The sequence below is a fragment of the Pseudomonas sp. GW821-FHT07B01 genome (assembly GCF_059419065.1).
Window position 1 is genome coordinate 189,415 of sequence record NZ_JBWKRA010000002.1, and the last position, 26,412, is coordinate 215,826.

Genomic DNA, 26,412 nt, shown 5'->3' on the forward strand with positions numbered 1-26,412 from the left:
GAGAGTCAACGATGCCTATCATCAACAGCCAAGTAAAACCGTTTAAAGCCACCGCTTTCAAAAACGGCAGCTTCGTCGATGTGACCGACGCTGACCTGAAAGGCAAGTGGTCGGTTGTCTTCTTCTACCCAGCCGATTTCACCTTCGTCTGCCCAACCGAACTGGAAGACCTGGCTGACAACTACGCCGAATTCCAGAAGCTGGGCGTCGAAATCTACAGCGTTTCCACCGACACCCACTTCGCCCACGCTGCCTGGCACAACACTTCGCCAGCCATCGGCAAAATCCAGTACACCATGATCGGCGACCCAACCCTGACCATCTCCCGCAACTTCGACGTGCTGATCGAAGAGGCTGGCCTGGCAGACCGCGGCACCTTCGTGATCAACCCGGAAGGTCAGATCAAGATCGTTGAGCTGAACGACGGCGGTGTAGGTCGTGATGCTTCCGAGCTGCTGCGCAAGATCAAGGCCGCTCAGTACGTCGCTGCCCACCCGGGTGAAGTGTGCCCAGCCAAGTGGAAAGAAGGCGAGGCCACTCTGGCACCGTCTCTGGACCTGGTCGGCAAGATCTAAGTCTGTGAACGCGTATCAAGGGCGGGTATCCGCACTTAAGTAAGCTGCATCCGCCCTCAAAACGCCCGGGCGAGATTCGCTCGGGCGTTTTTTTGTCTGCAATAAACCGAATGAACAGGAAATCGCCCGTATGTTGGACGCCAATCTTAAAGCTCAGTTGAAGTCATACCTGGAACGGGTCACCCAGCCGATCGAGATCGTCGCCTCCCTCGACGACGGTGCGAAATCCCAGGAAATGCTTGCTCTTTTGCAGGACGTAACCAGCCTCTCCACGCTGATTACTCTGAACACCGATGGCAATGATGCGCGCAAGCCATCGTTCTCCATCAACCGCCCGGGTGCCGAGATCAGCCTGCGTTTCGCCGGCATCCCCATGGGCCATGAATTCACTTCGCTGGTGCTGGCCCTGCTGCAAGTCGGTGGTCACCCGTCGAAGGCCAGTGTCGAAGTGATTGAACAGATCCGCGCCCTCAAAGGCGAGTTCAGCTTCGAGACTTACTTCTCGCTGTCGTGCCAGAACTGCCCGGACGTGGTCCAGGCGCTGAACCTGATGGCCGTGCTGAACCCGAACATCCGCCACGTTGCGATTGATGGTGCGCTGTTCCAGGCTGAAGTCGATGAGCGCCAGATCATGGCGGTCCCGAGTGTCTACTTGAACGGGGTCAACTTTGGCCAGGGCCGTATGGGCCTGGAAGAAATCCTCGCCAAGCTCGACACCAGCGGTATCGAGAAAGCCGCGGAGAAAATCAGCGCCAAGGATGCCTTCGACGTCCTGGTAGTTGGCGGTGGCCCGGCCGGGTCTTCGGCTGCCATCTATGCGGCACGTAAAGGTATTCGTACCGGTGTGGCGGCTGAACGCTTTGGTGGCCAGGTGCTGGACACCATGTCCATCGAGAACTTTATCTCGGTACAGGAAACCGAAGGGCCGAAACTGGCCAGCGCACTGGAAGCCCACGTGCGTCAGTACGACGTGGATATCATGAACCTGCAACGCGCCAGTAGCTTGATTCCGGCAAAAAATGCCGGTGAGCTGCACGAAATTCGCTTCGAAAGCGGTGCGACCCTCAAGTCCAAGACCGTTATCCTGGCCACAGGCGCCCGCTGGAGAGAGATGGGTGTGCCCGGTGAGCAGGAATACAAGGCCAAGGGCGTGTGCTTCTGCCCGCATTGCGATGGCCCGCTGTTCAAGGGCAAGCGTGTGGCGGTGATCGGCGGCGGTAACTCCGGCGTGGAAGCGGCCATTGACCTGGCCGGTATCGTCAGCCATGTCACCTTGCTTGAATTCGACAGCAAGCTGCGCGCCGATGCCGTGTTGCAACGCAAGCTCTACAGCCTGCCGAACGTGGATGTGATCACCAGCGCGCTGACCAGTGAGGTCAAAGGCGATGGTCAGAAAGTCACCGGCCTTGCCTACAAGGACCGCGACACTGGTGAGTTCAAGACCATCGACCTGGAAGGCATTTTTGTGCAGATTGGCTTGCTGCCCAACACCGACTGGCTCAAAGGCAGCGTAGAGCTGTCGCCGCGTGGCGAGATCATTGTCGATGCCCGTGGCGAGACTTCACTGCCTGGCGTGTTCGCCGCCGGTGACGTAACGACTGTGCCGTACAAGCAGATCGTGATTGCAGTAGGCGAGGGGGCCAAGGCTTCGTTGAGCGCGTTCGATCACTTGATCCGTACCTCTGCTCCGGCGTAATCCTGGGCTGCAAATAAAAAACCCCATGAGCGATCATGGGGTTTTTCTCGTTCCCACGCTCCGCGTGGGAATGCATCCGGTGACGCTCCGCGTCACGCAGTGCTTATTACATCGGCGCTGGCTGGATGATCTCCACCCAATAAGCATCCGGGTCTTTGATGAAAGCGAGGCTCTTCATACGGCCATCCGTCAGGCGTTTCTGGAAGTCACAGCCCAAGGCTTCGAAACGTTCGCACGCCGCGACAATGTCCGGCACCGAGATGCAAATATGGCCAAAGCCACGCGGGTCGGTGTTGCCGTTGTGGTAGGCAAAGTCGGCATCGTTTTCGGTGCCGTGGTTGTGGGTCAGTTCGAGGATGCCCGGAATCGACTTCATCCACTGGGTGCGCTCGGCCGGGTCGGCCGGGATCTGGGCCTTGTCCACCAGGGCCAGGAAGTACAGGCTGAATTCGGCTTCCGGGAAGTCACGTTTCTCGACCAGGGAGAAACCCAGGATGCGCGTGTAGAAGTCCAGCGACTTGGTGATGTCCTTGACCCGCAACATGGTGTGGTTGAACACAAAGTTCGCCGTGGCGTTGTCGGGTTGGGCAGTGACGCCCGGGAAGGTGTTCAATTCGTGCAGGCTCATGGGCCCTCCAGAAAAAATGTGAGATGAGCGGTCCATTGGCTTGCGGCCTGCTTCCATGCAGGCGGGCCATGATACGCAAGCCGCACTGGCTGCGCCAAATGAAAAAGCGCGCCCAACCCTTGCGGTCAGCGCGTGCCGGGCCGCACACTTTGCGGCTGGAACCTTGGGTGTTTTTTGTAATGATCGAGTTTCGTAGGTCGCTGTTGAGTGCTGTGTGCGTGTTGTTGGGCAGCCCGTTTGTGCTGGCCGCCGAGCCGGAAGTCCATTGGCCCAGCGGTTGGCAGGTCGAAGAAGTCGTGCCTGACGGCGAGCTCCCAGCCAAACCCCAAGCAGTGTCCCGGCAGCGTGCGATCAAGAATGATGAAAATGGCGCCACGTTGATGGTGATGGAGTTGACCGGAACGCCGATTGAGGCCGGCCATAAAGTTAATCTTCCCGGCGTGTTGCTGGAGATGCGCAAGTCGATCCAGAAAGACTTTGCCCGTGGTGGTTATCAAAGCGTGTGCAGCAAAATGCACCCCACGACATTGAGTCGTCTTGATGCGTTGGAAACTACCTGTGTGATTACCGAGAACGGTCGACACGTATTGTCGCAAACATTAGTCGGTGCGCTGGATGTCGACAAAGCCTATGTTTTTTCATACGCGGGCCAGGCGCAAGCGTACGAGGCGAGCAAGGAGGAAGTCAGTCTGGTGCGTAACAGTCTGAAACTTTGACAGGTTCAGGCTGAGCGAATGTGAACAACATGAACGCTGAGTTAAGTTCGACTCCGAACCGTTAGAGCAAAAAAAGCCCCGCGTATGCGGGGCTGTTTTTAGTACATGTTTCAGCCGCGAAGCCAGGAGTCTACAGTGGCGGCGCCGTACTGCTCTTTCCAGGCTTTGAGGCCGCGGTGGTTGCCACCTTTGGTCTCGATCAGCTCGCCGGTGTGCGGGTTGTGGTAAACCTTGACCACCCGTGCGCGGCGCTGTTTTGGAGCCGCGGCGGCCGGTGCGCCGCCTTTGCGTGGCGCTGGATCGAGGATGGCGATCACATCGCGCAGGCTTTTGTCGTATTTGCCCATCAGCGTCTTGAGCTTTTCTTCGAATTCGATTTCTTTCTTCAGGCCAGCGTCGTTCTTCAAGGATTCCAGCTGTGCAAGCTGCTCTTGAAGGGCTTTTTCTGCTGCGCGAAATTCGGCGAGTCTGGACAAAATCTATACTCCAATAATGTAGTTGCTGATATCAACTGCAGACAAAGCTATAAGCCAAGAACGTTAAGCCACGTCAACGAAAAAGACCCTTCTGCGAGTTCTGCACAGGCAGAAAAAATTGTAGTAGTTAATTCATCTCGAGTAAATCATGTCTTTTAAAGAAAGACCAATCTTTCATGGTAGGTCGTACACGGCTATTCAACGATACCCAAGGATTTAATGAATTCATCGCAGGGTAATGGTCGACCAAACAGGTAACCCTGTAGGAAATCCACGCCCTGGGCAACGAGGTATTCACACTGTTGGGCTGTTTCTACGCCTTCGGCAACAATGCCTAGATCCAGCTTGACCGACAACTCTATGATGCTGTCGAGAATATGCCGCGACAGCGCATCCGCACCGATCATGGCGACAAAACTTTGATCGATCTTCAAGTAGTCGACATTGAAATTGCGCAAATAGCCCAAGCTGGAGTGGCCGGTGCCGAAGTCATCAATGGCGATCATGACGCCCAGTTGATGCAGGGCCTCGAACAGCCTGCGGGTGGTCTCGGTAGGTTCGATCAGCTCCCGCTCAGTCAGCTCCAGCACCAGGGTGACCTGGCCGGGTGGGAACGCGGCCAGAAATTCCTGGCAGTCCTGCACCAGCGCCATGTCCTGGCAATGGCGTGCAGTGATGTTCACGCCGATATGAAAGCCGGGGCTGAAACGTGCGGCATGGGGCGCCAGTTGCGCGGCGGTCTGGCGCAGCAGGGCGCGGGTCATCGGCACGATCAGGCCAGAGTCTTCGGCCAGGGGAATAAACAGGTCCGGGCGCACCAGGCCTTCCTTGGGATGCCTCCAGCGCATCAGCACCTCACAGCCGGCCCATTGGCGTGTGTCACCCCGTACCACCGGTTGGAAATACGGGATGAACTCATTGGCTCCCAAGGCGCGTTGTAACTCGTAAGTCGGCGCGGACGAGCGTTTTTGCAGCCAGTGAGCGAGCAGCCCCGCCAATATCCCGAAGAACACCACCAGGCTGAACAGCGCCGGATACCGCGCCTGCATGTAGCGCCAGACTTCACCCTCGGGCATCCCTGCCTCGACACTGTATTGATAGCGCTCGGAAGCCAGGCGTTGTGGCGCCACGGCAAATACCGGCAGCGCGCCTTGATGCACCTTGCCGTCGGCACCCAGCCAGTTCGGGCCGACTTGCAATACCAAGTACGCGTAACGGCTGATCAAGCGCAAGGCGTTGGTGAGGTGGTAACCGTCAACCGAGGCAAACGCGCCTTGATCGCCTTCCACCAGGCGGTACACCAGCAGGGCGGTATCGGGTGTAACGGGGTTACCTTTCATCAACCACAGGCGCCCATCCACATAGTCGTCCGGGTTGACGGGCGATTGGTAGCGACCGCCAAACAACGAGCTGCAATAGATGTTTTTCTGCCAGGACAGCGTCGTGGCCCGCACAAACGGCCGGCGCGTGACTTGTTCACGTAGCGCCAACTTGGCGACGCTGTCACAAGGTTTGCCGGCCAGCGGCAGCAAAGCCTGGGCAGCGATGGCGGTATTGTCCAGCATCAGGTCGAACTGGCGCACCGCTTCTTGAGCGGTTTGCGCTGTGCTTTGCTCAAGGGTGCGCTCGGCTTGCCAGTACAGAATCACAACCCCCAGCAAGATGGGCAACACGCCGCTGGTTGCACTGATGAAATAGCGTGCGGCTCGGCTTCGTGGGCCTTTGACAGTCAGGGGCATAGGGGCAGTCAGTCGCGAGAAAAAGAGTGAGATAAGCCGATGATAGATGGCATTACGCAGGCCTGCTCAGATGTTTTCGGCGGGTGACCTGGCCGTTCGGTCAGTGGTGGCGGGGATCAGGCACCGCCCCCGCCCGAACCCGCAAAGTCCGTTGAAGTACAGAGTGTGGAGGGTGTCGCCGACGCTGCGTTTCACTACATTGGGTGACTATGTAGGGTGCGACGCATGAGAGGACGCTGCGCATAGCCAGGTCACTAAGTGAGCGAAGGGTACAACCCTTGCGCCAGCTCGATGAATGCCAGGGTAGCCGGGGAGGACTGTCGTCGATCCAGCACCGCCAGTCCGATCCGGCGTGGGACCTGCGGCGCCAATGGCAACGCCACATAACGCCAGTCGCTATGTTCCGGCAAGGAGGCCTGCGCAACCACACTCAAACCATCGCCCCGACTGACCGCCTCCAACGTACTGAGCAACTGCGCACAGCGGTACCGGACTTTGGGCTGCAATCGGGCTTGACTGAACAAGCGCATCACCAGCTCCGACGAGCCAGCTTCAGTCAGAATAAAGGGTTCATCGCAGAGCGCTTGCAGGGGCACGGCCTCAAGGGCGGCCAACCGGTGCCCGGCCGGTAGCAGCGCAACCAGTTGATCTTCCAGCAACGCGACCGTATCGAAGCGTTCCTGCTCCAGCACCACAAAACCGATATCCACCCGGCGCTCATCCAGCCACTGAATGACCTGGCGATCAGGCCCTTCATCCACATGCACTTCAATACCCGGATAAACCTGGCGAAAGCGCCTGAGGATAGGCGGCAACAAGCGAACCGACGCCGTCGGCCCGAACGAGCCGATACGCAGCGTGCCACGCTTCATGCCGCGTGCATCCGCCGCTTCCTGCTGCAAGGTGTTGGCCAGCCCCAGCATGGCCCGGGCGCGTCCCAGCAATTGTGCGCCGATTTCGCTCAGTTCCACCGCCGTCTGATGGCGCCGAAACAACTCCACCCCCAGTTCCTGCTCCAAGGCCTTGATCGCGTGGGACACCGCCGACTGGCTGATACCCAGGCGATGCGCCGCACTGGTAAAACCTTGCAGTTCGGCCACCAGAGAAAAGATTTCCAGTTGGGTCAGGGTCATGAGTAAAGGCTCATTTTACGATGAGGAGTGATTAGCCAAAGAATACGCCCATTCGTCCCTCACCTGAGCACCGCCTTATGCGTCACGTCGCCGATGGCCTCACTTATCTGAAGCTTGCCGCTGTCACCATGATCTGGGGCGGCACCTTTGTCGCAGGGCGCTACCTGGCTGATCAGGTCCACCCGCTGCTGGCCGCCACTCTGCGTTTCACCTTGGCCAGCGCAGCATTGCTGCTGTTCATGGCCGCTTCGCGCACGGCCCTGGTGCGCCCCAGCACGCGCCAATGGGGCCAATTGGCGGTGTTGGGGTTCTTCGGGATTTTCTTTTACAACCTGTGCTTCTTTTATGGGCTGCAGTACACCAATGCGTCACGCGCCTCGTTGATTGTCGCGTTGAACCCGGCGGTGATCGGCCTGGCGTCCTGGTGGTTGTTCAAGGAGCGCCTGGGCCGCATCAAATGTATCGGTATCGCGTTGTGCCTGGCAGGCGCGGCGACCGTCATCATCAGTCGCAATCCCCAGGCATTGCAGGGCGCGACCATGGCCTGGGCCGGTGACCTGCTGATCCTCGGTTGCGTGGCGGGGTGGGGCGTTTACACGCTGTTCTCCCGTGGGCTCAATCAGAGCCTGGGGCCGTTGCAGACCGTGACCTGGTCGGTGCTGCTGGGCACGCTGATGCTAAGCGTTACGGCGCTGGTTTCACCCAGCGTGACCATGGCAGGGCTGCACGCTATTGATCTGCCGCAACTGCTCAGCCTGATGTACCTGGGCGTGATGGGTTCGGCGCTGGCGTATATCGGCTATTACGATGGCATTCGTCGCATAGGCGCCACACGGTCCGGGGTGTTCATCGCGCTCAACCCATTGACGGCGGTCATTTGCGGCGCGGTGCTGCTGGACGAACCGCTGACGATGGCGATGTTGGTGGGGGGTGCGGTCATCCTGCTGGGCATCTACCTGTGTAACAAACCCCTTGCGCAGGGCAGGGTAATGGGGATTTGATAAGACTGCGGACAAACCCGGTTACGCTGTGTAGAATCAGTTTACGCATACAAGAATATGGACTTGCGCTCACGCAAGCCTCGGCCGTCAGAGACTGATGACACCATGAAGCTACTTGGCTCCCCCCTCATCTTTGGTGACTTCCTCGCCCGCAGCGTGCGAGGCCTTTCTTGTGCGCCACCCTCCAGCCTCATCCTTGCTTGCAACTAAACAATTGCTACCCACAAGAATGATGAGGCACCGAACATGACCGACCAACTCGACAACCCAATGGGCCTGATGGGCTTTGAATTCATCGAATTTGCATCGCCCACCCCAGGCACCCTGGAGCCGATCTTCGAGATCATGGGCTTCACCAAAGTGGCGACCCACCGTTCCAAGAACGTGCACCTGTATCGCCAGGGCGAGATCAACCTGATCCTCAACAACGAACCTGACAGCCTCGCTTCCTACTTCGCTGCAGAGCATGGCCCGTCGGTGTGCGGCATGGCGTTCCGCGTCAAGGACTCGCAGCAGGCTTACAAGCGCGCCCTGGAACTGGGCGCCCAGCCGATCCACATCGACACCGGCCCGATGGAGCTGAACCTGCCGGCGATCAAAGGCATTGGCGGTTCGCCGTTGTACCTGATCGACCGTTTCGGCGAAGGCAACTCGATCTACGACATCGACTTCGTCTACCTTGAAGGCGTTGACCGCCATCCGGTAGGCGCTGGCCTGAAGGTCATCGACCACCTGACCCACAACGTCTATCGCGGGCGCATGATCTATTGGGCCAACTTCTACGAGAAGCTGTTCAACTTCCGCGAAGCGCGTTATTTCGATATCAAGGGCGAGTACACCGGCCTGACCTCCAAGGCCATGAGCGCGCCGGACGGCAAGATCCGTATCCCGTTGAACGAGGAATCGTCCAAGGGCGCAGGGCAGATCGAAGAGTTCCTGATGCAGTTCAACGGCGAGGGTATCCAGCACGTCGCGTTCCTCACCGACGACCTGGTCAAGACCTGGGATGCGCTGAAGAAGATCGGCATGCGCTTCATGACGGCGCCGCCAGACACGTATTACGAAATGCTCGAAGGCCGCCTGCCGAACCACGGTGAACCAGTGGACCAGTTGCAATCGCGCGGCATCCTGCTGGACGGCTCGTCGATTGCCGGTGACAAGCGTCTTCTGTTGCAGATCTTCTCGGAAACCCTGATGGGCCCGGTGTTCTTCGAATTCATCCAGCGCAAAGGCGACGATGGGTTTGGCGAGGGCAACTTCAAGGCACTGTTCGAGTCGATCGAGCGCGACCAGGTGCGTCGTGGGGTCTTGACCGCCGACTGATCCATGTGAGGCCGGGCAGGCTGTTCCGGCGCTTCAAGCACAGGCTCCGTATCGAAAGGTACGGAGCCTTTTTTTTGCCTGCCAAACAGGTCCGACCGATCTTGTAACAGACACATCCTCGGGGCAGGGGAACGGAGTTGTCATGGCTTCCACTCAGGAGTGACGCAAGAGCTGATCTTCTCCTGTGTCGCAACCTTGCGTTTCGCGAACCCCAATTGAGGAAAGACTGATTATGACAAAACAAACTCTGGCGGCTGCAGTGCTCGCCTTGTGCGGCTTCGCTGCCAGCTCCGCGCATGCGGCAGACGGTACCATCACGATCACCGGCTCGGTCAGTGGCACCACCTGCACCATCAGCGGCGGTACCGGGGCCTCGCCAGGCTCAGGCGCTAACTTTCCGGTAGTGCTTGACCGGGTGCAAACGTCGTCCCTCAAGGCTGCAGGCGATACGGCAGGCGCCAAGCGCTACTTTGTGTATGTAGGCGGCTCGGGCGGGTGCCCGGACGGTACCAAGGTCGCCGTACGTTATGAACCGACCAGCCCTGGCATCAACCCGGCAACCGGCAACCTGCGAAACACGGCAACGGCGACACCCGCCTCCCGGGTAGAGGTACAAATTCTCGATGGGGCTTCCAACACGCCAATGGACTTGCGCACAGGTAATAACTCGACCGTTGCCACCGTTACCAGTGGTCTGGCGACCTTGCCGTTTTACGCACGCTACATCGCCAACGGCGGAGCGGCAGGCGCGGGCAATGTCACCAGCAGCGTGCAGTACTCGGTCACCTTTCCTTGATGCAGCCAGGCTGATGACCACTGCGTTTGTTGCCTGAGATCCTCGCTCGACCCAGTGGTCGGGCGCAGGACAACCGTTTTCAAGGATTACCTGATGCAGGATTTACTGATGATCTTGAGTCGTCGTGTGGTGCGGGTCGCGCTGAGCCTGGCCTTGGGGATGGCATCGCACACGGTACACGCGGGCGTGGTTATCGACGGTACGCGACAGATTTACCCCGAGCAGCGACGTGAGGTCACCGTGCGAGTAACCAATGATGACAAACACGCGCCCCGCCTGGTCCAGGCGTGGCTGGACGCGGGTGACGCGCAGGAAGCGCCGACACTGAGCGATGTGCCTTTCGTGCTGTCTCCTCCGGTATTTCGCCTGGACGCCGGCAAAAGCCAGGCCATGCGCCTTTCCTACACCAAGGCACCGCTGCCGACGGATAGAGAGTCGCTGTTCTGGTTGAACGTACTTGAAGTGCCTGGCGCCACCAGTGAGTTTGACCCCACGCTTGAAGACAGCCAGCGGAATCACTTCAAGTTCGCATTCCGTATCCGCACCAAAGTGTTTTTTCGTCCGGCGCAGTTATCTGGAACACTCGAGGAGGCGCCTGGGCTGTTGCGCTGGTCCGTGGAACGGGTCGCCCGAGGCAGCGTGATACAGGTGCATAACCCCTCGGCGTATCACGTCACCTTCAACGACATTGTCCTGCTCATGGGCTCTGGTCCCGAAGCGGAAAAACTGTCCCTGAAGGAGGGCATGGTGGAGCCAGGAGGCACGTTGAAGGTGCCGGTGCCGAAAGCCGCGAAGGTAATACCCGCCGATGCGCGGGTGGATTTCACTTATATCAACGATTTCGGCGGCTTTTCATCCGCGCAGCCTGCTGTATTGCACCGCTGAACGCGGCCCCGAAACGTTGCTGATGGCAAGCAAACGTACATTTCTCAGCGTCCACTGAAGTCATAACTATGCCTAGTCACATCCAAGTACGGGTGCATCGCTGCGCCCCGATTTTGCCATTCCAGCCTCGCACGATAATGGTGGGCGGTTTGATGAGTGCGGCCGTGATCGCAAGCGATGTCGCGCTTGCGTCTGAGTTGAGCTTTGATCTGAACGCATTCTCCAGTGGCCTGGCGTCGTCGGTTGACACGTCACGGTTCAATACCGGCAACCAGATGAGCCCTGGGATATACCGCGTAGATATCGTAGTCAACGGCCAGACCCTGGGGCGCAGGGAGGTGGAGTTTGTGGCGGCCCACGCAAAGACCGGGGCGCAGCCGTGCTTGAGTCGTGAAGTATTGGAAAAAATCGGTATCGCGATGGATAAAGTCGATACCGATGCCCATGGGCGCGAACTCTCGAACCCTGCCGCCGCCGGCCAGTACTGCGGCGACTTGGGGCAGTGGATTCCGATGGCATCCAGCACGTTCGATCCGGGTGCACTCGAGTTGGCGGCCAGCGTGCCGCAGGCCTACATGAAGCGTTCCATGCGTGGCTACATTGACCCCGAGCTGTTGGATGAGGGCATTGCCGCCGGGTTGCTCAATTACAACTTCAGTACCAATACGGTCACCGCAGGTGAAGGTGACGGCCGCACTTACCTGGGCCTCAATGCGGGTATCAACCTGGGCGCCTGGCGCTTGCGGCACCAGGGTGCCCAGGCCTGGAGCAACCGCACAGGCTTTGAGACTTATCAGAACACGTCCACCTATGTGCAGCGCAGCATCATCCCCTGGCAGTCACAACTGACCCTTGGAGACACCTTCAGCAACGGACAGATTGTCGACGGGGTGCGCGTGCGGGGCGTCACTCTGGCCACCGACGACCGGATGCGCCCGCAGACGCAGCAAGGTTACGCACCGCAGGTTCGGGGGACGGCCGACAGTAATGCAACGGTCACGGTCAGCCAGAACGGCTACACCATTTATGAGACCACAGTGCCGCCCGGCCCGTTTGTAATCAGTGACCTACATGCCACCGGCTACGGTGGTGATCTGATCGTCAGCGTGACCGAAGTCGACGGACGTCGAAATACCTTCGTCGTGCCGTACTCGGTCGCCCCACAGTTACTGCGGGCTGACACAACCAAATACAGTGCCACTTTGGGTGAGGTGCAGCAAAAAGGCATCGATGCCAAAGGCGCGAACGTCTTCCAAGGCACTCTGCAACACGGGTTGACCGATGATTTGACGGTGTATGGCGGCGGCAGTCTTTCCAAAGGCTACGAGCAGGGAAAGGTCGGTGTTGCGTTGAATACAGCCGTCGGTGCCTTTTCGCTCGACACGGCCACCTCTCGTACTGCAGTGCCCAATCATGGGCGCCTGACCGGGCAAAGCCTGGGTCTGGGTTACAACAAAAGCCTGCCGACTTCGGGTACGCATTTTGCGCTGGGCGCGTACCGGTTCTCCACGGAGGGTTACCTGAACCTTCCGGATGCCTTGAATGTGCGCGAAATCGCGGACCAGTCCGGTGATGTCAACGGCTACGCCCGGCAAAAAAGCCGGATCGACCTGACCATCAGCCAGCAGTTGGGGATCGGCACCTTGAGCCTTTACGGCAGCTCTGTCGACTATTGGGGGGGGAGCGAGGGCCGCCAGGTTTCATTCACCGCCAGTTACGGCTCTACCTGGAAACAGCTCAACTGGAACCTCTCGGCGCAACGCTCCAGGGTCCAGGACACGCGGCAACTGACCCAAAGCGAGCTTAGTGACGATGTATTTTTCGGGCGTGTCGGCCAGCCCGGGCGCATCGATAACCGCTACATGCTCACGCTGTCGATGCCGCTGGGGAGCGAGCCGAGGTCGCCGACGATCAATACTTCGCTGTCCCGGGATACCGGCAATACGCGGGGCAGCCAGCAGCAGGTGGGCATCAACGGCTTCCTGGGGGAGAACGCCGAGTTCGACTACGGTGTTTCTGCCAGCCGCGCGACCAGTGATCACTCGATGTCCAGGCAATTTAACACCCATGCAGGCTACCGCACCGGCTCCGCCAGCGTGCGTGCGGGCTATACCGAGAGCCGCGATAGATCGCAGCTTTCATTTGGCGCCGATGGGGGAGTGGTGGTTCACGGCGCAGGCGTGACGTTTTCGCAAAGCCTGGGAGAGGCTTCGGCGCTGGTTCATGTGCCGGATGCCGAAGGCGCCGCGTTGGGCCATGACGGTGTCACGCGCATCAATAGCAGCGGTTATGCCGTGGTTCCGTCGCTCAGGGCGTTCCAGAACAATACGGTGAGTGTCGATCCGCAAGGCATGTCCCTGGATGTGGAGCTTCAAGAGTCGAGCGTGAATGTCGTTCCAACCCTGGGTGCAGTGCAATTGGTGGAATTCAAGACCGTCAGCGGTCGGGCGGTGATCGTCCAGGCCAAACAGCAGAATGGTAAGCCGCTGCCATTTGCGGCTCAGGTTCTGGATCAGCAAGGCCGTGAAGTAGGCGTAGTGGGCCAAGCCAGCAAAGCGTTTGTGCGCGATATTCCGGCTGCCGGCACGTTGACCGTCAAATGGGGTAAAACGATTTCTGAACGATGCGACGTCCATTACCAAATGCCTGCCCATGCCACAACCACCCGCCAGCAAAACGTCGACTATCTCCAGGGATTGTGCGTACCCAGCGCGGCTCGCCAGGTAGCCGGCAGTATTTAACGGCCCCAGTGAATATTCGGTGCCGCATGTGGGGCACCAGCAGAGGACTTGTGTATGAACTTATTTTGGTTTGCGACCTCGACGTTTGTCGGCTGGATGCTGGCGATGCACGCGCATGCTTTTTCAGGTGGGAACTGTTCTCCGCAAGGGGCAACGGCTATCAACATGGCCCCCATCATTGCCCCGAGCAACCCTCAGGCCGGGCAGGTGATAGGTTTACCGGAAGGCTATCCCTTCAATGCACCAGCGTTTGTCATGCAGTGCCGCTATGACTTCTGGAGTGATTTCCATTGGGTAACTGCGACAATCAACGCGGTCAACGCTAACGCCACTGGCAGGACATTCAGTGCCAACGGTATGACGATGCCAGTGTTCGCCACCGGCTTGCCAGGGGTGGGGTTTGCAATGATGGCCCGTGACCCGAATCATGGCTTCGCCGCCGTAGGCCAATCGGCCGCATCACTGCTGAGGGTGAAGTACCCCAAGCCGGTTGTCTGGGGCCTGCAGGGACGGTTATACCTGGTGGCCACGGGAGGAGCGATTTCGCCTGGGACTGCGCCCACACGAACTGTCGCGCATTACAGGGTGCAAAATACCAACACCTCGGCCCCTGGGTATCATCCCGTCAATATGCAGGCGTTAGTTATTAGCCCACCGCTCAAACCGACCTGCCGAGTTTCAACGCCCTCCATCACGATGCCTTTGGGGACCGTACCGGTCAAGGCATTCGCTGGCGTCGGTAGTCATGCGGGTAGCGTAACCCGCAATATCACGCTCTCCTGCGCAGGCGGCACCGGCGGCACTCGTGATGTGTTCATCACCGTCACTGACCATACCTCGCGCTCGAACCGCAGCGATGTGTTGTCCTTGACCGCCAGTTCTCTGGCCAGGGGCGTAGCCCTGCAGTTGGTACGAAGCGGCAATATTCTGGTTCGTTACGGTGCGGACTCCTCAAGCGTGGGCAACCCTAATCAATGGCTGGTGGGTACGACGGGCAATGCCACGGTGCAAATTCCGCTGACTGCGCGCTATATCCAGACCCAACCTACGATCACGCCTGGTAGCGCCAGTGGCGTGGCAACGTTCACGATGAGTTACCGATGAACCGGTTGCGCCTGCGACGACTCAGTGTGGTGGGGCTCCTGATGGCGCTGCTGGCGCCCCTGGCTCAGGCTGAAATCGTCATCGACCGTACCCGTGTGATCTATCCGGCAAAGGCCCGTGAAGTAACGGTCAACCTGACCAATGAAACGGATGGCCCGCGGCTGGTCCAGGTGTGGATCGACGCCAACGATAGCGAGGCGTCACCTGAAAACAGTGATGTGCCGTTCACTGTCACACAACCGATTTTCCGCATGGAGGCCGGCAGTGGACGAGCGTTGCGCGTGCTCCATCAATCCTCTTCACAACACAAGGAGGACCGGGAATCAGTGTATTGGCTCAACGTGCTTGCGATCAGGCCGACCGTCGAGCCACTTGCGCAAAGCAACCAGGTGAATCTGGCATTCCGTACGAGGGTCAAATTGTTCTTGCGACCGAGCCAACTGAAGGGGGCGGCGGCAGACGCGGGTAATGCCTTGCAATGGCAGCTGGTTACCGGGGATGAGTCGATGCTGCAGGTGAATAATCCCGGCGACTACCACGTCACGCTGTCCGGCATCGTCGTGACACTCGAAGGCGTTGAATACCAAAGCGAAGACCCGCCGATGATCGCGCCTCGATCCAAAGCCATCGTGGCGATGCCAAGGCTGCCGCGCGGCGAGGAGGGCAGCGCCACACTGCGCTTCACCACACTTGACGATCAAGGTGCAACTCAAACTCACTCTGCGCTGCTGGGCCGTTCCAAGTGAAGACGGGTCAAGCCCTACGCTGCCGGACCAGGTGCTTGAACCCTTCGAACATCAGCACCATGACCGCGATCCAGATCGGGATGTAGGTCAGCCATTGGCCTGCTTTGATCCCTTCACCCAGCAGCAGCGCCACCACCAGCAACAGCACTGGCTCGACATAACTGAGCAGCCCGAACAGGCTGAACGCAAGCAGCCGGCTGGCGATGATATAGCTCACCAACGCCGATGCGCTGATCAGACCCAGTATCGGGATCAGCGCATACAAATTGGGGTGGGCATCCATCACTGCGAAGCCCTGTTCGCCGCTTTGCACAAACCACCACGCCACCGGCAGCATCAGCGCCATGTCCAGCCACAGGCCGCCCAGGTGGTCGGTCTTGAGGTTTTTACGCACGATAAAGTACAGCGGGTAACCGATGATCACCACCAGCGTCGCCCAGGAGAACCCACCGGCCTGGTATAACTCGTTGAGTACCCCGAGCCCGGCAAAAAACACCGCGATCTTTTGCAGGTAGGAAAGCTGTTCGCCCCACACCATGCGCCCGGTGAGCACCATGGTCAGCGGCAGCAGGAAGTAACCGACCGACACATCCAGGCTGCGCCCGTTCAGTGGCGCCCACATGAACAACCACAGCTGCACACCGAGCAAGGCCGACGACACCAGTACGCCGCCGATCAGCCGTGGTTCGGCCGCGAGCATGCGCAGGAGTTCCCAGACCCGGCGCCACTCGCCGCTGACGAGCATGAACACCGTCATGCAGGGCACGGTGAGCAACATGCGCCAGCCGAAAATCTCCAGGCCACTTAGGGGCGTAAGCAGTGATGTGAAGTAATACATCACGGCAAACAACACCGAAGCCAAGACCGATAACACCACACCTTTAGACACGTTGTCCTCGCGAAAGCCAATTATTGCGCGGGTAGTCTACAGGCGTGCCAATCGACCGGATACAAAATGCCCCACATCGTTGAACCCCGGCGAGGACGAATGCCCCGGCGTGACCAACGAATCAATGAACGCCTCATCTTCAGCGCTGATCTTCACCGCCAGCGCCCCGGTGTAGGCGTCCCACTGCGCCTCGGTCCGTGGCCCGACAATCGCCGAGCTTACCGCCGCATTGTTCAGCACCCAGGCGATTGCGAACTCGACGATCCCCACGCCACGCCCTTGAGTGTATTGCTGGATCTGCTGGGCAATGCGCAGTGATTCAACCCGCCACTCGGTTTCCAGGATGCGCTTGTCCTGGCGCGCGGCACGGCTGCCGGGCTCGGGCGTGACGTCCGGGGCGTACTTGCCGCTAAGGACCCCTCGGGCCAGCGGGCTGTAAGGCACCACACCCAGGCCGTAGGCCGCTGCAGCGGTGATCTGTTCGACCTCGGCCTGACGGTTGACGATGTTGTACAGCGGCTGGCTGATAATGGGTTTATCCACGCCCAGGCGTTCAGCCACGCGAATCACTTCAGCGATGCGCCAACCCCGGTAGTTGGACAGGCCCCAATAGCGGACCTTGCCCTGGCGGATCAGGTCACCCATGGCGGACACGGTGACCTCCAACGGTGTGTCGTGGTCTTCGCGGTGCAGGTAGTAGATGTCCAGGTAGTCGGTATCCAGGCGTGCCAGGCTGGCGTCCAGCGCGTTGAACAGACGCTTGCGGCTCAAACCGCTGCGGTTGGGCACGCCGTCGGTAGGGCCGAAGCCGACCTTGGAGGCCACCACCCAATCCTGGCGGTTGCGTGCAATCGCCTCGCCGACGATTTCCTCGGAGCGTCCGCCTGTATATACGTCAGCCGTGTCGATGAAATTGATGCCCTGGTCCCAGGCTTTGTCGATGATGCGCAGCGAATCTTCTGTGCTGGTCTGTTCGCCAAACATCATGGTGCCGAGGGTGAGTGCGCTGACCTTCAACCCGGACTGGCCCAATGTGCGGTAATTCATGCAAAGCTCCTCATGGCAGGCAAATGTAAGTGATGCAATACCAGACCCGAGCGCTCTGGAACAAGCCCTGAGCGGATTTGTTCATGCGCGTAGCAAAGTCTCGCAACGGGCCTGTAAAAAACGATGCAGCACTTTCACGCGTTCTGACACTTGCAGGCGGTGAGGGCACATCAGGTTGAATGGCGTGGGTTCGCCTTGCCAGTCGAGTAGCAGGGGCACCAGCCGCCCAGCCTGGATATCACGGGCCACGTCCAGGTTGGCTTTATAGGCAATGCCATGCCCCGCCAACGCCCAGCGGCGGACAATCTCGCCATCGTCGCTGAGATAGTCACCGCTCACTTCAACCTCCTGGAGCAAGGTCCCCTGGCGGAAATACCAGGTGCTATTGGCCTGGCCCCGGCGCATGTAGCGCAGCGTGCTGTGGTGGGCCAAGTCTTCGGGCGTATGCGGGGTGCCGTGGCGCGCCAAGTAGTCTGGGCTGGCGCAGGCAATGCGATGGTGATCGGGTACCACCGGCAGGGCCACCAGACTGGAGTCTCTCGGCACGCCAAAGCGCAAGGCGATGTCGACAGTGTCGCGAAACAAATCGGCATTGCTGTCGTTGAGCAACAGTTGCAGACGGATAGTGGGGTGCTCCAGCTTGAACTCATCCAACCAGCCCAACAGCACATTGCGACCGAAGTCCGAGGGAGCGGCCAATTGCAATAAACCACTGAGGCTTTGACCTTGTTGCTTGATGGCATGTTCGCCTTCGGACAGGGCTTCCAGCGCTACCCGCACGCTGTCCAGATAACGCCGGCCTTCTTCGGTCAGGCGCATGCTGCGGGTTGAGCGGGCAAGCAGGCGGATGCCGAGACGGGTTTCAAGGCGCTTGAGGGCGATACTCGCGGCCGCTGGCGTGAGGCCCAGGCCACGGGCGGCGGCCGTCAGGCTACCGGTGTCGGCGCTGCGCACGAAGACTTCAAGGTCGAGAATCGAGCTCATTGATAAAAATCCTTTAAAGATCTTGTCGTTTTACCCGGATTTTTCATCGATTACCAAGCTGGGAAGATGAACGTTCACTTTCTGACCCAGGTAGTTTTCTCATGACCTCTTCTCTGAGCGGTAAAACCATCATCGTCATCGGTGGCAGCAGCGGTATCGGCGCGGCAGTTGCCCAGGCAGCCTTGGCGCGAGGCGCGCATGTGATCGTGGCCGGGCGCCGCTTGGCGCCAGGTTCCGACAGCGGGCTGCGCAACGAGCCGGTGGACGTCACCGACAGCGCCTCGTTAAAGCAGTTGTTCGAAACCGTGGGGCGCTTTGACCATCTGGTCTACACCTCGGGGCCTTCGGTGCGGGCCAAGCCTTTGATCGAAACAGACCTGGATGAAGCCCGGGACAACTTCGATGTAAAGCTCTGGGGCGCACTACGCGCCATTCAACACGCGCTGCCGTTTTTGCACGAGCAGGGCAGCATCACCCTGACCTCGGGCCAGTTGGGGCGCAAGTTGGCGGCAGGGCAGTTCATCAAGACGGGCATTAACGCTGCGACCGAGGCCTTGGGCAAGCAACTGGCCAAAGAACTGGCGCCGCGTCGAGTCAATGTGATCAGCCCAGGGGTGATAGACACACCGGCCTATGCAGGGCTTGGCCAAGAGCAACGTTTGGCAATGTTTGCCAAGGCGGGCCAAGGGTTGCCGGTTGGGCGGGTGGGGCAGGCTGAAGAAGTGGCGGCGGGGTATGTACTGGCCATAGAAAATGGCTTTATGACCGGTGCGGTGGTTGATATCGACGGTGGCGGCCTGTTGTAAATACATGGCCCAAGTGGGAGGGAGCAGATCCCTCCCACGTTGAAGGCGTCAGGCCTTGAGCGTGCGCGTCATCCGCAATGCCAGAACACTGCCGCTCACAATCACCGCCGCCAGCAGGTACAACGCCACATCCGTAGAGCCGGTAGCATCCTTCACAAAACCCACGATATACGGGCTGAGAAACCCCGCCATCTGCCCCATGGAGTTGATCAACGCCAAGCCACCCGCCGCCGCACCCGCGCTGAGCATGGCGGTGGGCAGCGGCCAGAACATCGGCAGGCCGGTCAGGGCGCCCATGGTGGCGATGGTCAGGCCGAGAATGGCGATAGCGGGCGTAGTGGCGAAATTAACGGCGATCACCAGGCCAATGGCGCCCATCAACATCGGTACCACCAAATGCCAGCGGCGCTCCTTGCGTAAATCGGCAGAGCGGCCCACCAGCAACATGAACACCGCCGCCAACAGATACGGAATCGCGCTGAGCCAGCCAATCACCAGGTTGTCGCTGAAGCCCATGTTCTTGATGATCGACGGCAGCCAGAAGTTGATCGCATACACGCCACTCTGGATGCAGAAGTAGATCAGACCGAATGCCCAGATCGCCGGGTTCTTGAACACTTCGGCCAGGGAGTCGCTGGTGGTTTTCGGCTTGTTTGCCAGGTCTGTGGCCTGGTCCGCTTCCAGTACCGCACGCTCGTGGGGTTTGAGCCACTTGGCGTTGGCGAAGCTGTCACTGAGCAGGAAGTAGGCGAGGGCGCCGAGGATCACGGTCGGGATGCCTTGCAGCAGGAACATCCACTGCCAGCCCGCCAAGCCACCTTGGCCTGCGGCAAAGTGATTGAGAATCCAGCCGGAAAACGGGCTGCCGAGCAAACCGGACACCGGTATCGCCGACATGAACAGTGCCATGATTCGCCCACGGCGGAAGGTCGGGAACCACTGCGAAAGGTACAACACCACGCCGGGGAAGAAGCCCGCTTCAGCGGCACCGGTGAGCAGGCGCAGGGTGTAGAAATGCGTGGGGGTGGTCACAAACAGCAGGCATGTGGAGAGCGTACCCCACACGATCATCATCAATGCGATCCAGCGCCGCGGGCCAAACCGGGTCAGCGCCAGGTTGCTCGGCACGCCGCACAGCACGTAGCCGATAAAGAAAATCCCGGCCCCCAGGCCGTACACGGTTTCACTGAATTTCAACGCATCGAGCATCTGCAGCTTGGCAAAGCCAACGTTTACCCGGTCGAGGTAATTGAACAGATAGCAGATAAAAATGAAGGGGATCAGGCGCAGGGTAATGCGCTTGTAGATGGCGTTTTTATCGTCATCGCTGGCCAGTGCGGCAGTGGCGCTCTGTGACATGGGATTCTCTCTTTATTATGATTTTTCGCGGTGCGAGGGTAACGTTGACCGCCCTGACAGTCTCGGTGACGTGATGGGCAACTGTCTTTGTGCCGGCGCACAGTCAAGCCATCTTTGCGCTGTGCTGGTGAACAACCTTTTTCAGGAAATTAGCCCCATGTTCGAGCTGGATCATGCCCTGGCGCAGGAGATTGTCGATCGCACCATGGCAATCCTGCCCCATAACGTCAATGTCATGGACAGCCAGGGCTTGATCCTGGGCAGCGGCGAGCCGGAGCGTATCAATACCCGCCATGAAGGTGCCCAGCTAGTGTTGGCCAATGGGCGGGTGGTGGAAATCGACGGGCAGACCGCCAAGCATCTCAAGGGTGTGCAACCAGGCATCAACCTGCCGCTGCTGCATGATCAGCGCCTGATTGGCGTGCTGGGTATCACCGGCGAGCCGGATGGGTTACGCACCTATGCCGAACTGGTGCGCATGACCGCTGAAATGCTGGTCAGCCAACGCCACCAGCAGGCCGAACAACAATGGCGGCGCCAGCGTTGCGATGATCTGCTGGCCCTGCTGTTGGCCGACAGCGGCGACTCCCCGCGCCTGGTGGACGAAGCCCAACAACTGGGGCTCAAGCCACAACTGGCGCGCACGCCGTACCTGTTTGAACTGGGCCCGGGCCAAACGGCGGAGGCCCTGAGCGCATGGCTCGCCAGCCGCTACCCCGACAGTTGGTGCGTCAGCTCTGCGCAGTTTTCCTTGCTGTGGTGCCGACCTGCTGCGGTGCAGGTCGATAACCCCCGCTTGCTGGAAAAGCTCGACGGCCTGGGTTGGAACGTCCTGCGCGTGGCCATCGGCGGGCAAGCGGAGGGCTTGGCGGGGCTGCGCCGCTGTTACCGCCGGGTAGGGGATCTGCTTGCTTATGGCCGCGACATCCTGCCGCAATCACGCCTGTTGACCCTCAACCGTTATCGCCTGCCGGTAATGCTTTGGCGTCATCGCAACGACGACGCCCTGGACGAATTGCTCAACCCGTTGCGCAAGGTGTTGGCCAAGGACAGCAACGGGCAACTGCTCGCCACGTTGCGCAGTTGGTGCGAGCACGACGGGCAAAGCCAGGCGTGTGCCGACGCCTTGGGCATTCACCGCAACAGCCTGCGCTACCGCATGGAACGCATAGCCGAACTCAGCGGCGTAGACCCGCTGACGCTAGATGGGATGCTTGCCTTGTACCTGGGCGTACAACTGCTGCCCCACCCCCTGTAGGCGCGAGCAAGCTCGCTCCTACAGGGGGCATTGTAGAAATGAACAACAAACCCGCCCCACACTTGTGCATCGGCCCCGCGTCATTGCCCCAGCCAACTGGCAGCATGGGCGTTATAAAAACCGGAGAACGTCCATGAAAATCGTGATCGCCCCTGACTCGTTCAAAGACAGCCTGAGTGCCGCAGGCGTCGCCCAGGCGATTGCCGAGGGGTGGGCCGAGGTCTGGCCGGATGCGCACGTGCTTCAATGCCCGATGGCCGATGGCGGTGAAGGCACGGTGGATGCGGTGCTCGCCGCGTGTAAGGGGCAATTGCGTCGGCAAACAGTCCGAGGCCCGCTGGGCGACAGCGTCGAAGCACGTTGGGGCTGGTTGGCCGACAGCCATACCGCGATGATCGAGATGGCCGAGGCCAGCGGCCTGCAACTCGTCGCGCCGGGGCAGCGCGACGCCTGTTCCAGTACAACCTATGGCACCGGCGAGTTGATCCGCGCCGCGCTGGATGCCGGGGCGCAGCGCATCATCCTGGCGATTGGCGGCAGTGCTACCAACGATGGCGGCGCGGGGGCGATGCAGGCCCTTGGCGTGCAGCTATTGGATAGCGAACGTCAGCCACTGCCGGCGGGTGGGTTGGCATTGGCACGCCTGGCCCATATCAGCCTTGAACAACTCGACCCGCGCCTGGCGCAGGTGCGTTTTGAAATCGCCGCCGACGTCAACAATCCCCTGTGCGGCCCCCACGGTGCCTCGTCGATTTTCGGCCCGCAAAAAGGCGCGAGTCCCGAGCAAGTGGCACACCTGGACGCGGCCCTTGAGCACTTCGCTGACCATTGCGCTCAGGTGCTGCCCAAGGATGTGCGCGACGAACCCGGCAGTGGTGCCGCCGGTGGACTGGGTTTTGCCGCCAAGGCGTTCCTCGCCGCCCAGTTTCGCCCAGGGGTCGAGGTAGTCGCTGAACTGGTTGGCCTCGATGAAGCGGTGCGTGGCGCCGACTTGGTAATCACCGGTGAAGGTCGCTTCGACGCCCAGACGCTGCGGGGAAAAACTCCGTTTGGCGTGGCGCGCATTGCCCGGCGACACGGCGTGCCGGTGGTCGTGATCGCGGGTACCTTGGGCGACGGCTACGATCAGATGTACGCCCACGGTGTGGATGCAGCGTTCGCCTTGCCGTCGGGGCCGATGTCTCTGGAGCAAGCCTGTCACGAGGCGCCGCGCCTGTTGCGTGAGCGGGCCTCTGACATTGCACGGGTATGGCGCCTGGCAGCTACTCGCTGACCCCGCGCGCCAGCCGCTCCACCCACTGCTCTTGAAACCCCTGTAGCTCCGCACTGGGTTGCTGCAACTGCACAAATTCAAGCATCGGGTCTTGCACCGCTGTGCGCACGCCGCTCAATTCCTCCAGGGTCGCCAGGCCGCAGAACGGTACATAGGCTTCGCTGTAGCCGCCTTCATGTACCAGCACCAGGCGGCCCTGGCACAGACGCTCGGCGGCCAGGCGCAGGGCGCGGGTCAGCAGCCGGAACGATTCACTGTGCAACAGCATACGCGCCAACGGGTCGACGGCGTTGGCGTCATAACCACAGGCGACGATGATCAACTCCGGCTCGAAGCGCTCCAGCGCGGGCACTACGATGCGTTCCATAGCGTGTAGATAGGTGGCGTGCCCACTGCCTGGCGGCAACGGAATATTGATGTTGGCCCCCACGCCGACCCCGCGGCCTCGATCCTGCTCGCCGCTGTAGCCAGGCGGGTAGCAGCCGTCCTGGTGCAAGGATACCGTCAACACATCGGCCCGTTCTTCGAAGATCGACTGCGTGCCGTTACCGTGGTGCACATCCCAGTCGATCACCGCGACTTTGCCCAGCCCGTTGCGGGCCTTGGCGGCCTCGATGGCAATGGCAATGTTGGCCAGAAAACAAAAACCCATGGCACTGTCTGCCAGGCAGTGATGCCCCGGTGGCCGCGACAGCGAATAGGCGTTGTGCGCCTGGCCCTTGAGCACCGCGTCCACGGCGGCCAGGGTCAGTCCGGCGGACAGTTGCGCAATCTCGTAGCTGCCCGGCCCGATCGGTGCCTGGGGGCCAAGCTCACCGCCACCCGCATCGCTCAAGGCCTTGAAACGCTGCAGGTAAGCGCGGCTGTGGACCCGCAGCAGATCCTCTTCACTGGCGGGCGGCGCGCTACACAGTTGTAGTTGGCGGCTCAATCCGGAGACATCCAACAGGCTTTTCAAGCGGCGCTTGGTCTCCGGTGACTCGGCATGCCCGCTGCCGGCCGGCGGCTGCACCCAGCCGCCCACGGGCAGGGTCAGCGCATGGGCGCCGGCGCTGTGCCACAGGCTCATTTCGTCGAAAAAAAATGCGGTGGTTGGGTTCATACCGGTTCCAGTTCAGTGGGGGAATGGGGACGGCTGGCGACGATCATCACCAGAGACAGCAAGGTGATAGCGGCTGCACCAAGCAGCAACAGGCTGAACCCGCCGCTGGCCTCGATCAGGCGGCCGGCGAGCGCTGGGCCGATGGCCAGGCCGCCGCCGATGACCAGGTTGGAGGCGTTCATCAGCTTGCCGCTGTGGTCGAGGTCGGCCAGGCAGGCCAGGATCAGCGGCAGAATGAAGGTCCATGTGAATTTGAACAGCAGCGCCGCCAAAGCAAATCGCAGCAATGCGGGCTGGCCGAACAACAGAAGCACCGCTGCCGCCATCAACAGGTAGCCCAGCAACAACAGCACTCCACGCGGCAAGCGGGTCCCGATCAGTGAAGCGCTCGCGGCCCCGGCAATGCCCATCACGGTGGCGATGGCGAGGATGTCGCCGCTGTGCTGCGCCGAAATCCCGGCACTGGCGCCCAAGGCACCGATAAAGGTCCAGACGCCTCCCAAGCTGATATAAAAGGCCAGGACCGCGCCAACCCCCAGGGCGGCTTTCCAGCGTGAACCGGGCAAAACCGCGGCGCGGCTGGTGGGCAACGCACGGCTACCGGCGGGAAAAGCCCGCGCCAATGGCAGCAGCAGAGCCATCAACCCTGCCAGGATCAGGTAGCAGGCATTCAAGCCAAACCGTTCGAACAAACCAGGCAGCACCACCAGGCCGACGGCACCGACGATCAACTGCCCCATCACCCACAAACCATAGACTCGGCTGGGATTGGCGGTGGTGGCGGCACTGGCCAGGCAGAGGATCATCAACGAACCGCCGGCCAGGGCGCTGGCCCCGCGCAACACCAGCAGCACGGCGTAGGTGTCGGCGAGCATCGACAGCAGGTTGGCCGCAATGAACAACAGCGCGGCGACCCGGGCGGCAGTGCGCCAGTCAACCCGCTTGAGCCACCACCAGGCGGGCAAGGTCGCCAGGCTCATGGCGCCCAGTTCCACGGAAAACAAGTCGCCAATCCGCGCCGGGCTCAGTTGCCATTGGCTGGCCAACTGCGCGGCCACGGCGGGAGCGGTCATCAGGATGGTCGGGGTGATAGCGGCAAACAGCACGATCGCCGCCAGCCGTGCCGTTATCGCAGCGTTGGAAATGGGCATTTTCAAGCTCCAGGGAAAGGGGTCAGAACACATGCACGAGGCGCAACAGCGCTTCGGTGCCGGCATAACCATTGGAAGCCGCAACGTGTTGCGAAAGGCTGACCATCAGTTGGTTCTGCCGGTCGAGCCAGTGCCCGAGTTCGAAGCCGACTTGGGTGTAGCGCTTGTGGGTATCGTCGAGGCGACGGTTGTTGAGGCGCAGGGCGCCACCGTCAGCCTGGATCAGGCGCAATGCGCCGTAAGTGGCGGCGCTGAAGTCATACGAGGCAAAAGCCTGCAGGCGATACAGCGGGGTTTGCTTGAGTTCGCTGCCGAAGTAATCGTCATTGCGGCCATAGAGCTGGGCTTCCAGGTTGGCTTCCAGCACCCATTTCTCACCGATACCGTGGGTGTAGTTGTAGACAAAGGTGGCGCCCCAGCGATTGGCACCGGGGGACACGTCCGGGTTTTGGCTGTGGTACTCACCTATCGGCACAGTGATCAGACTCAACAAGCCGCTGTAAGTGCGCGAAGCCGGGTCGTTGACGAAAAACAGCGTGCCGCCCACCTGTGGATCGCCCAGGCCGCGCTCGCGGCTGCGCTGGTTGGCGCCGGGAAGGCGTGCGCTGATGTCGGCAAAGGGCAGGATGAATTGCGGCGTGCACAACGTGCCGCAGGCGTCGGTGAAATACACCTGACGGTAGGCCACGGCGTTGACCCTGAGGTCGGCCTTGCCGGTGCTGTCGGCGGGGCCATGGAAATCGCTGGCACGGGTGGCGGGCAGGTACAGCACACCCAGGCGGGTGCCCGGTGGGGCGGCGAAAAAATCGCGGGCGTTGAGGTCGGCAGCCTGGCTGTCGAGGCTGAACAGGCTGGCGCACAGCACTGTCAGGTTACGTAGGCGCGTTGAAGTCATGGCGAAGCGTCTCGTGTCAGAGGAGGCCGGAAAATGGGCAACAGCAGCCCGTGACCGTAAAAAACGACCGTGGCAAAACCGTGGGAGAA

24 protein-coding genes are annotated in these 26,412 nt (G+C 60.4%); 13 read left to right on the forward strand and 11 right to left on the reverse strand.

Going from position 1 to position 26,412, the window contains the following annotated elements:
• The first annotated feature begins 11 nt into the window (after positions 1–11).
• Both ahpC and ahpF read left to right on the forward strand, forming a co-directional pair.
• A complete protein-coding gene (gene ahpC / locus AC07S6_RS03415) occupies positions 12–575 on the forward strand; it encodes an alkyl hydroperoxide reductase subunit C (RefSeq protein ID WP_003191303.1) in 564 nt (187 codons plus the stop codon).
• A gap of 130 nt (positions 576–705) precedes the next feature.
• A complete protein-coding gene (gene ahpF, locus AC07S6_RS03420; protein WP_034127491.1) occupies positions 706–2,271 on the forward strand; it encodes an alkyl hydroperoxide reductase subunit F in 1,566 nt (521 codons plus the stop codon).
• 106 nt (positions 2,272–2,377) lie between these two features.
• Here ahpF and gloA read toward each other — a convergent pair whose 3' ends face one another.
• Positions 2,378–2,899 (reverse strand): lactoylglutathione lyase, encoded by a 522-nt coding sequence (gene gloA, locus AC07S6_RS03425; RefSeq protein ID WP_197880537.1) that lies wholly within the window; start codon positions 2,897–2,899, stop codon positions 2,378–2,380.
• Positions 2,900–3,078: 179 nt separating this feature from the next.
• On the opposite strand from gloA, the gene AC07S6_RS03430 reads away from it, so the two are divergent.
• Complete coding sequence (locus AC07S6_RS03430) at positions 3,079–3,615, forward strand: DUF4946 domain-containing protein (protein WP_197880632.1); 537 nt, start codon at positions 3,079–3,081, stop codon at positions 3,613–3,615.
• A 110-nt stretch (positions 3,616–3,725) separates the two neighbouring features.
• Here the strand turns inward: AC07S6_RS03430 and AC07S6_RS03435 are convergent, their stop codons facing one another.
• The 3 genes from AC07S6_RS03435 to AC07S6_RS03445 form a co-directional block, all read right to left on the reverse strand.
• On the reverse strand, positions 3,726–4,091 hold the full coding sequence (locus tag AC07S6_RS03435; RefSeq protein ID WP_014718508.1) for a histone-like nucleoid-structuring protein, MvaT/MvaU family: 366 nt from the start codon (positions 4,089–4,091) through the stop codon (positions 3,726–3,728).
• Between the two features lie 194 nt (positions 4,092–4,285).
• Complete coding sequence (locus AC07S6_RS03440) at positions 4,286–5,830, reverse strand: EAL domain-containing protein (protein ID WP_495111707.1); 1,545 nt, start codon at positions 5,828–5,830, stop codon at positions 4,286–4,288.
• Between the two features lie 254 nt (positions 5,831–6,084).
• Positions 6,085–6,963 (reverse strand): LysR family transcriptional regulator, encoded by an 879-nt coding sequence (locus AC07S6_RS03445; protein WP_014718506.1) that lies wholly within the window; start codon positions 6,961–6,963, stop codon positions 6,085–6,087.
• Positions 6,964–7,040: 77 nt separating this feature from the next.
• Between AC07S6_RS03445 and AC07S6_RS03450 the strand changes: the two genes are divergently transcribed.
• The 7 genes from AC07S6_RS03450 to AC07S6_RS03480 all read left to right on the forward strand — a co-directional run bounded on the left by AC07S6_RS03450 (position 7,041) and on the right by AC07S6_RS03480 (position 15,559).
• Positions 7,041–7,964 (forward strand): DMT family transporter, encoded by a 924-nt coding sequence (locus tag AC07S6_RS03450; protein WP_060767795.1) that lies wholly within the window; start codon positions 7,041–7,043, stop codon positions 7,962–7,964.
• 246 nt (positions 7,965–8,210) lie between these two features.
• On the forward strand, positions 8,211–9,287 hold the full coding sequence (hppD, locus tag AC07S6_RS03455) for a 4-hydroxyphenylpyruvate dioxygenase (protein WP_197880532.1): 1,077 nt from the start codon (positions 8,211–8,213) through the stop codon (positions 9,285–9,287).
• A 232-nt stretch (positions 9,288–9,519) separates the two neighbouring features.
• The gene (locus AC07S6_RS03460) at positions 9,520–10,083 is read left to right on the forward strand and encodes a fimbrial protein (RefSeq protein WP_197880531.1); all 564 of its coding nucleotides are present in this window, start codon (positions 9,520–9,522) and stop codon (positions 10,081–10,083) included.
• A gap of 93 nt (positions 10,084–10,176) precedes the next feature.
• Positions 10,177–10,968, forward strand: coding sequence for a fimbrial biogenesis chaperone (locus tag AC07S6_RS03465; RefSeq protein WP_232103939.1), 792 nt, complete (start codon positions 10,177–10,179; stop codon positions 10,966–10,968).
• Positions 10,969–11,132: 164 nt separating this feature from the next.
• On the forward strand, positions 11,133–13,709 hold the full coding sequence (locus AC07S6_RS03470; RefSeq protein ID WP_495111708.1) for a fimbria/pilus outer membrane usher protein: 2,577 nt from the start codon (positions 11,133–11,135) through the stop codon (positions 13,707–13,709).
• 54 nt (positions 13,710–13,763) lie between these two features.
• Positions 13,764–14,813: a fimbrial protein gene (locus AC07S6_RS03475; RefSeq protein WP_495111709.1), complete on the forward strand. Its 1,050-nt coding sequence runs from the start codon at positions 13,764–13,766 to the stop codon at positions 14,811–14,813.
• Positions 14,810–15,559 (forward strand): fimbrial biogenesis chaperone, encoded by a 750-nt coding sequence (locus AC07S6_RS03480; protein ID WP_490614487.1) that lies wholly within the window; start codon positions 14,810–14,812, stop codon positions 15,557–15,559. Before AC07S6_RS03475 ends, AC07S6_RS03480 begins: the two co-directional genes overlap by 4 nt.
• 7 nt (positions 15,560–15,566) lie before the next feature.
• Here AC07S6_RS03480 and rarD read toward each other — a convergent pair whose 3' ends face one another.
• The 3 genes from rarD to AC07S6_RS03495 all read right to left on the reverse strand — a co-directional run bounded on the left by rarD (position 15,567) and on the right by AC07S6_RS03495 (position 18,479).
• Positions 15,567–16,448, reverse strand: coding sequence for an EamA family transporter RarD (gene rarD, locus AC07S6_RS03485; RefSeq protein WP_495111710.1), 882 nt, complete (start codon positions 16,446–16,448; stop codon positions 15,567–15,569).
• A gap of 36 nt (positions 16,449–16,484) precedes the next feature.
• On the reverse strand, positions 16,485–17,495 hold the full coding sequence (locus tag AC07S6_RS03490; RefSeq protein WP_197880527.1) for an aldo/keto reductase: 1,011 nt from the start codon (positions 17,493–17,495) through the stop codon (positions 16,485–16,487).
• Between the two features lie 81 nt (positions 17,496–17,576).
• Complete coding sequence (locus AC07S6_RS03495) at positions 17,577–18,479, reverse strand: LysR family transcriptional regulator (protein WP_014718500.1); 903 nt, start codon at positions 18,477–18,479, stop codon at positions 17,577–17,579.
• Positions 18,480–18,580: 101 nt separating this feature from the next.
• Between AC07S6_RS03495 and AC07S6_RS03500 the strand changes: the two genes are divergently transcribed.
• Entirely contained in the window at positions 18,581–19,285 is a 705-nt protein-coding gene (locus tag AC07S6_RS03500; protein WP_495111711.1) for an SDR family oxidoreductase, read from the forward strand.
• A 48-nt stretch (positions 19,286–19,333) separates the two neighbouring features.
• On the opposite strand, the gene AC07S6_RS03505 is transcribed toward AC07S6_RS03500, so the two are convergent.
• Positions 19,334–20,644: an MFS transporter gene (locus AC07S6_RS03505; RefSeq protein ID WP_495111712.1), complete on the reverse strand. Its 1,311-nt coding sequence runs from the start codon at positions 20,642–20,644 to the stop codon at positions 19,334–19,336.
• A gap of 157 nt (positions 20,645–20,801) precedes the next feature.
• On the opposite strand from AC07S6_RS03505, the gene AC07S6_RS03510 reads away from it, so the two are divergent.
• Positions 20,802–21,902 (forward strand): sugar diacid recognition domain-containing protein, encoded by a 1,101-nt coding sequence (locus AC07S6_RS03510; protein ID WP_054898445.1) that lies wholly within the window; start codon positions 20,802–20,804, stop codon positions 21,900–21,902.
• 133 nt (positions 21,903–22,035) lie between these two features.
• Positions 22,036–23,175: a glycerate kinase gene (locus AC07S6_RS03515; protein WP_072446600.1), complete on the forward strand. Its 1,140-nt coding sequence runs from the start codon at positions 22,036–22,038 to the stop codon at positions 23,173–23,175.
• On the opposite strand, the gene AC07S6_RS03520 is transcribed toward AC07S6_RS03515, so the two are convergent.
• From AC07S6_RS03520 to AC07S6_RS03530, 3 genes are read right to left on the reverse strand one after another with little or no spacing between them, the layout of a single operon-like run.
• On the reverse strand, positions 23,165–24,277 hold the full coding sequence (locus AC07S6_RS03520; protein WP_495111713.1) for a class II histone deacetylase: 1,113 nt from the start codon (positions 24,275–24,277) through the stop codon (positions 23,165–23,167). The two genes, AC07S6_RS03515 and AC07S6_RS03520, sit on opposite strands and share 11 nt — an antisense overlap.
• Entirely contained in the window at positions 24,274–25,428 is a 1,155-nt protein-coding gene (locus tag AC07S6_RS03525) for an MFS transporter (protein WP_294165018.1), read from the reverse strand. The genes AC07S6_RS03520 and AC07S6_RS03525 overlap by 4 nt, the downstream gene beginning before the upstream one ends.
• A 22-nt stretch (positions 25,429–25,450) precedes the next feature.
• Positions 25,451–26,323 (reverse strand): transporter, encoded by an 873-nt coding sequence (locus AC07S6_RS03530; protein WP_495111714.1) that lies wholly within the window; start codon positions 26,321–26,323, stop codon positions 25,451–25,453.
• Positions 26,324–26,412 lie beyond the last annotated feature (89 nt).

What these genes read in the sequence shown, in the direction of transcription:
- ahpC (WP_003191303.1), top strand. Translation starts at nt 12, where the DNA reads ATGCCTATCATCAACAGCCAAGTAAAACCGTTTAAAGCCACCGCTTTC.
- ahpF (WP_034127491.1), top strand. Translation starts at nt 706, where the DNA reads ATGTTGGACGCCAATCTTAAAGCTCAGTTGAAGTCATACCTGGAACGG.
- gloA (WP_197880537.1), bottom strand. Translation starts at nt 2,899, where the DNA reads ATGAGCCTGCACGAATTGAACACCTTCCCGGGCGTCACTGCCCAACCC.
- AC07S6_RS03430 (WP_197880632.1), top strand. Translation starts at nt 3,079, where the DNA reads ATGATCGAGTTTCGTAGGTCGCTGTTGAGTGCTGTGTGCGTGTTGTTG.
- AC07S6_RS03440 (WP_495111707.1), bottom strand. Translation starts at nt 5,830, where the DNA reads ATGCCCCTGACTGTCAAAGGCCCACGAAGCCGAGCCGCACGCTATTTC.
- AC07S6_RS03445 (WP_014718506.1), bottom strand. Translation starts at nt 6,963, where the DNA reads ATGACCCTGACCCAACTGGAAATCTTTTCTCTGGTGGCCGAACTGCAA.
- AC07S6_RS03450 (WP_060767795.1), top strand. Translation starts at nt 7,041, where the DNA reads ATGCGTCACGTCGCCGATGGCCTCACTTATCTGAAGCTTGCCGCTGTC.
- hppD (WP_197880532.1), top strand. Translation starts at nt 8,211, where the DNA reads ATGACCGACCAACTCGACAACCCAATGGGCCTGATGGGCTTTGAATTC.
- AC07S6_RS03460 (WP_197880531.1), top strand. Translation starts at nt 9,520, where the DNA reads ATGACAAAACAAACTCTGGCGGCTGCAGTGCTCGCCTTGTGCGGCTTC.
- AC07S6_RS03465 (WP_232103939.1), top strand. Translation starts at nt 10,177, where the DNA reads ATGCAGGATTTACTGATGATCTTGAGTCGTCGTGTGGTGCGGGTCGCG.
- AC07S6_RS03475 (WP_495111709.1), top strand. Translation starts at nt 13,764, where the DNA reads ATGAACTTATTTTGGTTTGCGACCTCGACGTTTGTCGGCTGGATGCTG.
- AC07S6_RS03480 (WP_490614487.1), top strand. Translation starts at nt 14,810, where the DNA reads ATGAACCGGTTGCGCCTGCGACGACTCAGTGTGGTGGGGCTCCTGATG.
- AC07S6_RS03490 (WP_197880527.1), bottom strand. Translation starts at nt 17,495, where the DNA reads ATGAATTACCGCACATTGGGCCAGTCCGGGTTGAAGGTCAGCGCACTC.
- AC07S6_RS03495 (WP_014718500.1), bottom strand. Translation starts at nt 18,479, where the DNA reads ATGAGCTCGATTCTCGACCTTGAAGTCTTCGTGCGCAGCGCCGACACC.
- AC07S6_RS03500 (WP_495111711.1), top strand. Translation starts at nt 18,581, where the DNA reads ATGACCTCTTCTCTGAGCGGTAAAACCATCATCGTCATCGGTGGCAGC.
- AC07S6_RS03505 (WP_495111712.1), bottom strand. Translation starts at nt 20,644, where the DNA reads ATGTCACAGAGCGCCACTGCCGCACTGGCCAGCGATGACGATAAAAAC.
- AC07S6_RS03510 (WP_054898445.1), top strand. Translation starts at nt 20,802, where the DNA reads ATGTTCGAGCTGGATCATGCCCTGGCGCAGGAGATTGTCGATCGCACC.
- AC07S6_RS03515 (WP_072446600.1), top strand. Translation starts at nt 22,036, where the DNA reads ATGAAAATCGTGATCGCCCCTGACTCGTTCAAAGACAGCCTGAGTGCC.
- AC07S6_RS03520 (WP_495111713.1), bottom strand. Translation starts at nt 24,277, where the DNA reads ATGAACCCAACCACCGCATTTTTTTTCGACGAAATGAGCCTGTGGCAC.
- AC07S6_RS03525 (WP_294165018.1), bottom strand. Translation starts at nt 25,428, where the DNA reads ATGCCCATTTCCAACGCTGCGATAACGGCACGGCTGGCGGCGATCGTG.
- AC07S6_RS03530 (WP_495111714.1), bottom strand. Translation starts at nt 26,323, where the DNA reads ATGACTTCAACGCGCCTACGTAACCTGACAGTGCTGTGCGCCAGCCTG.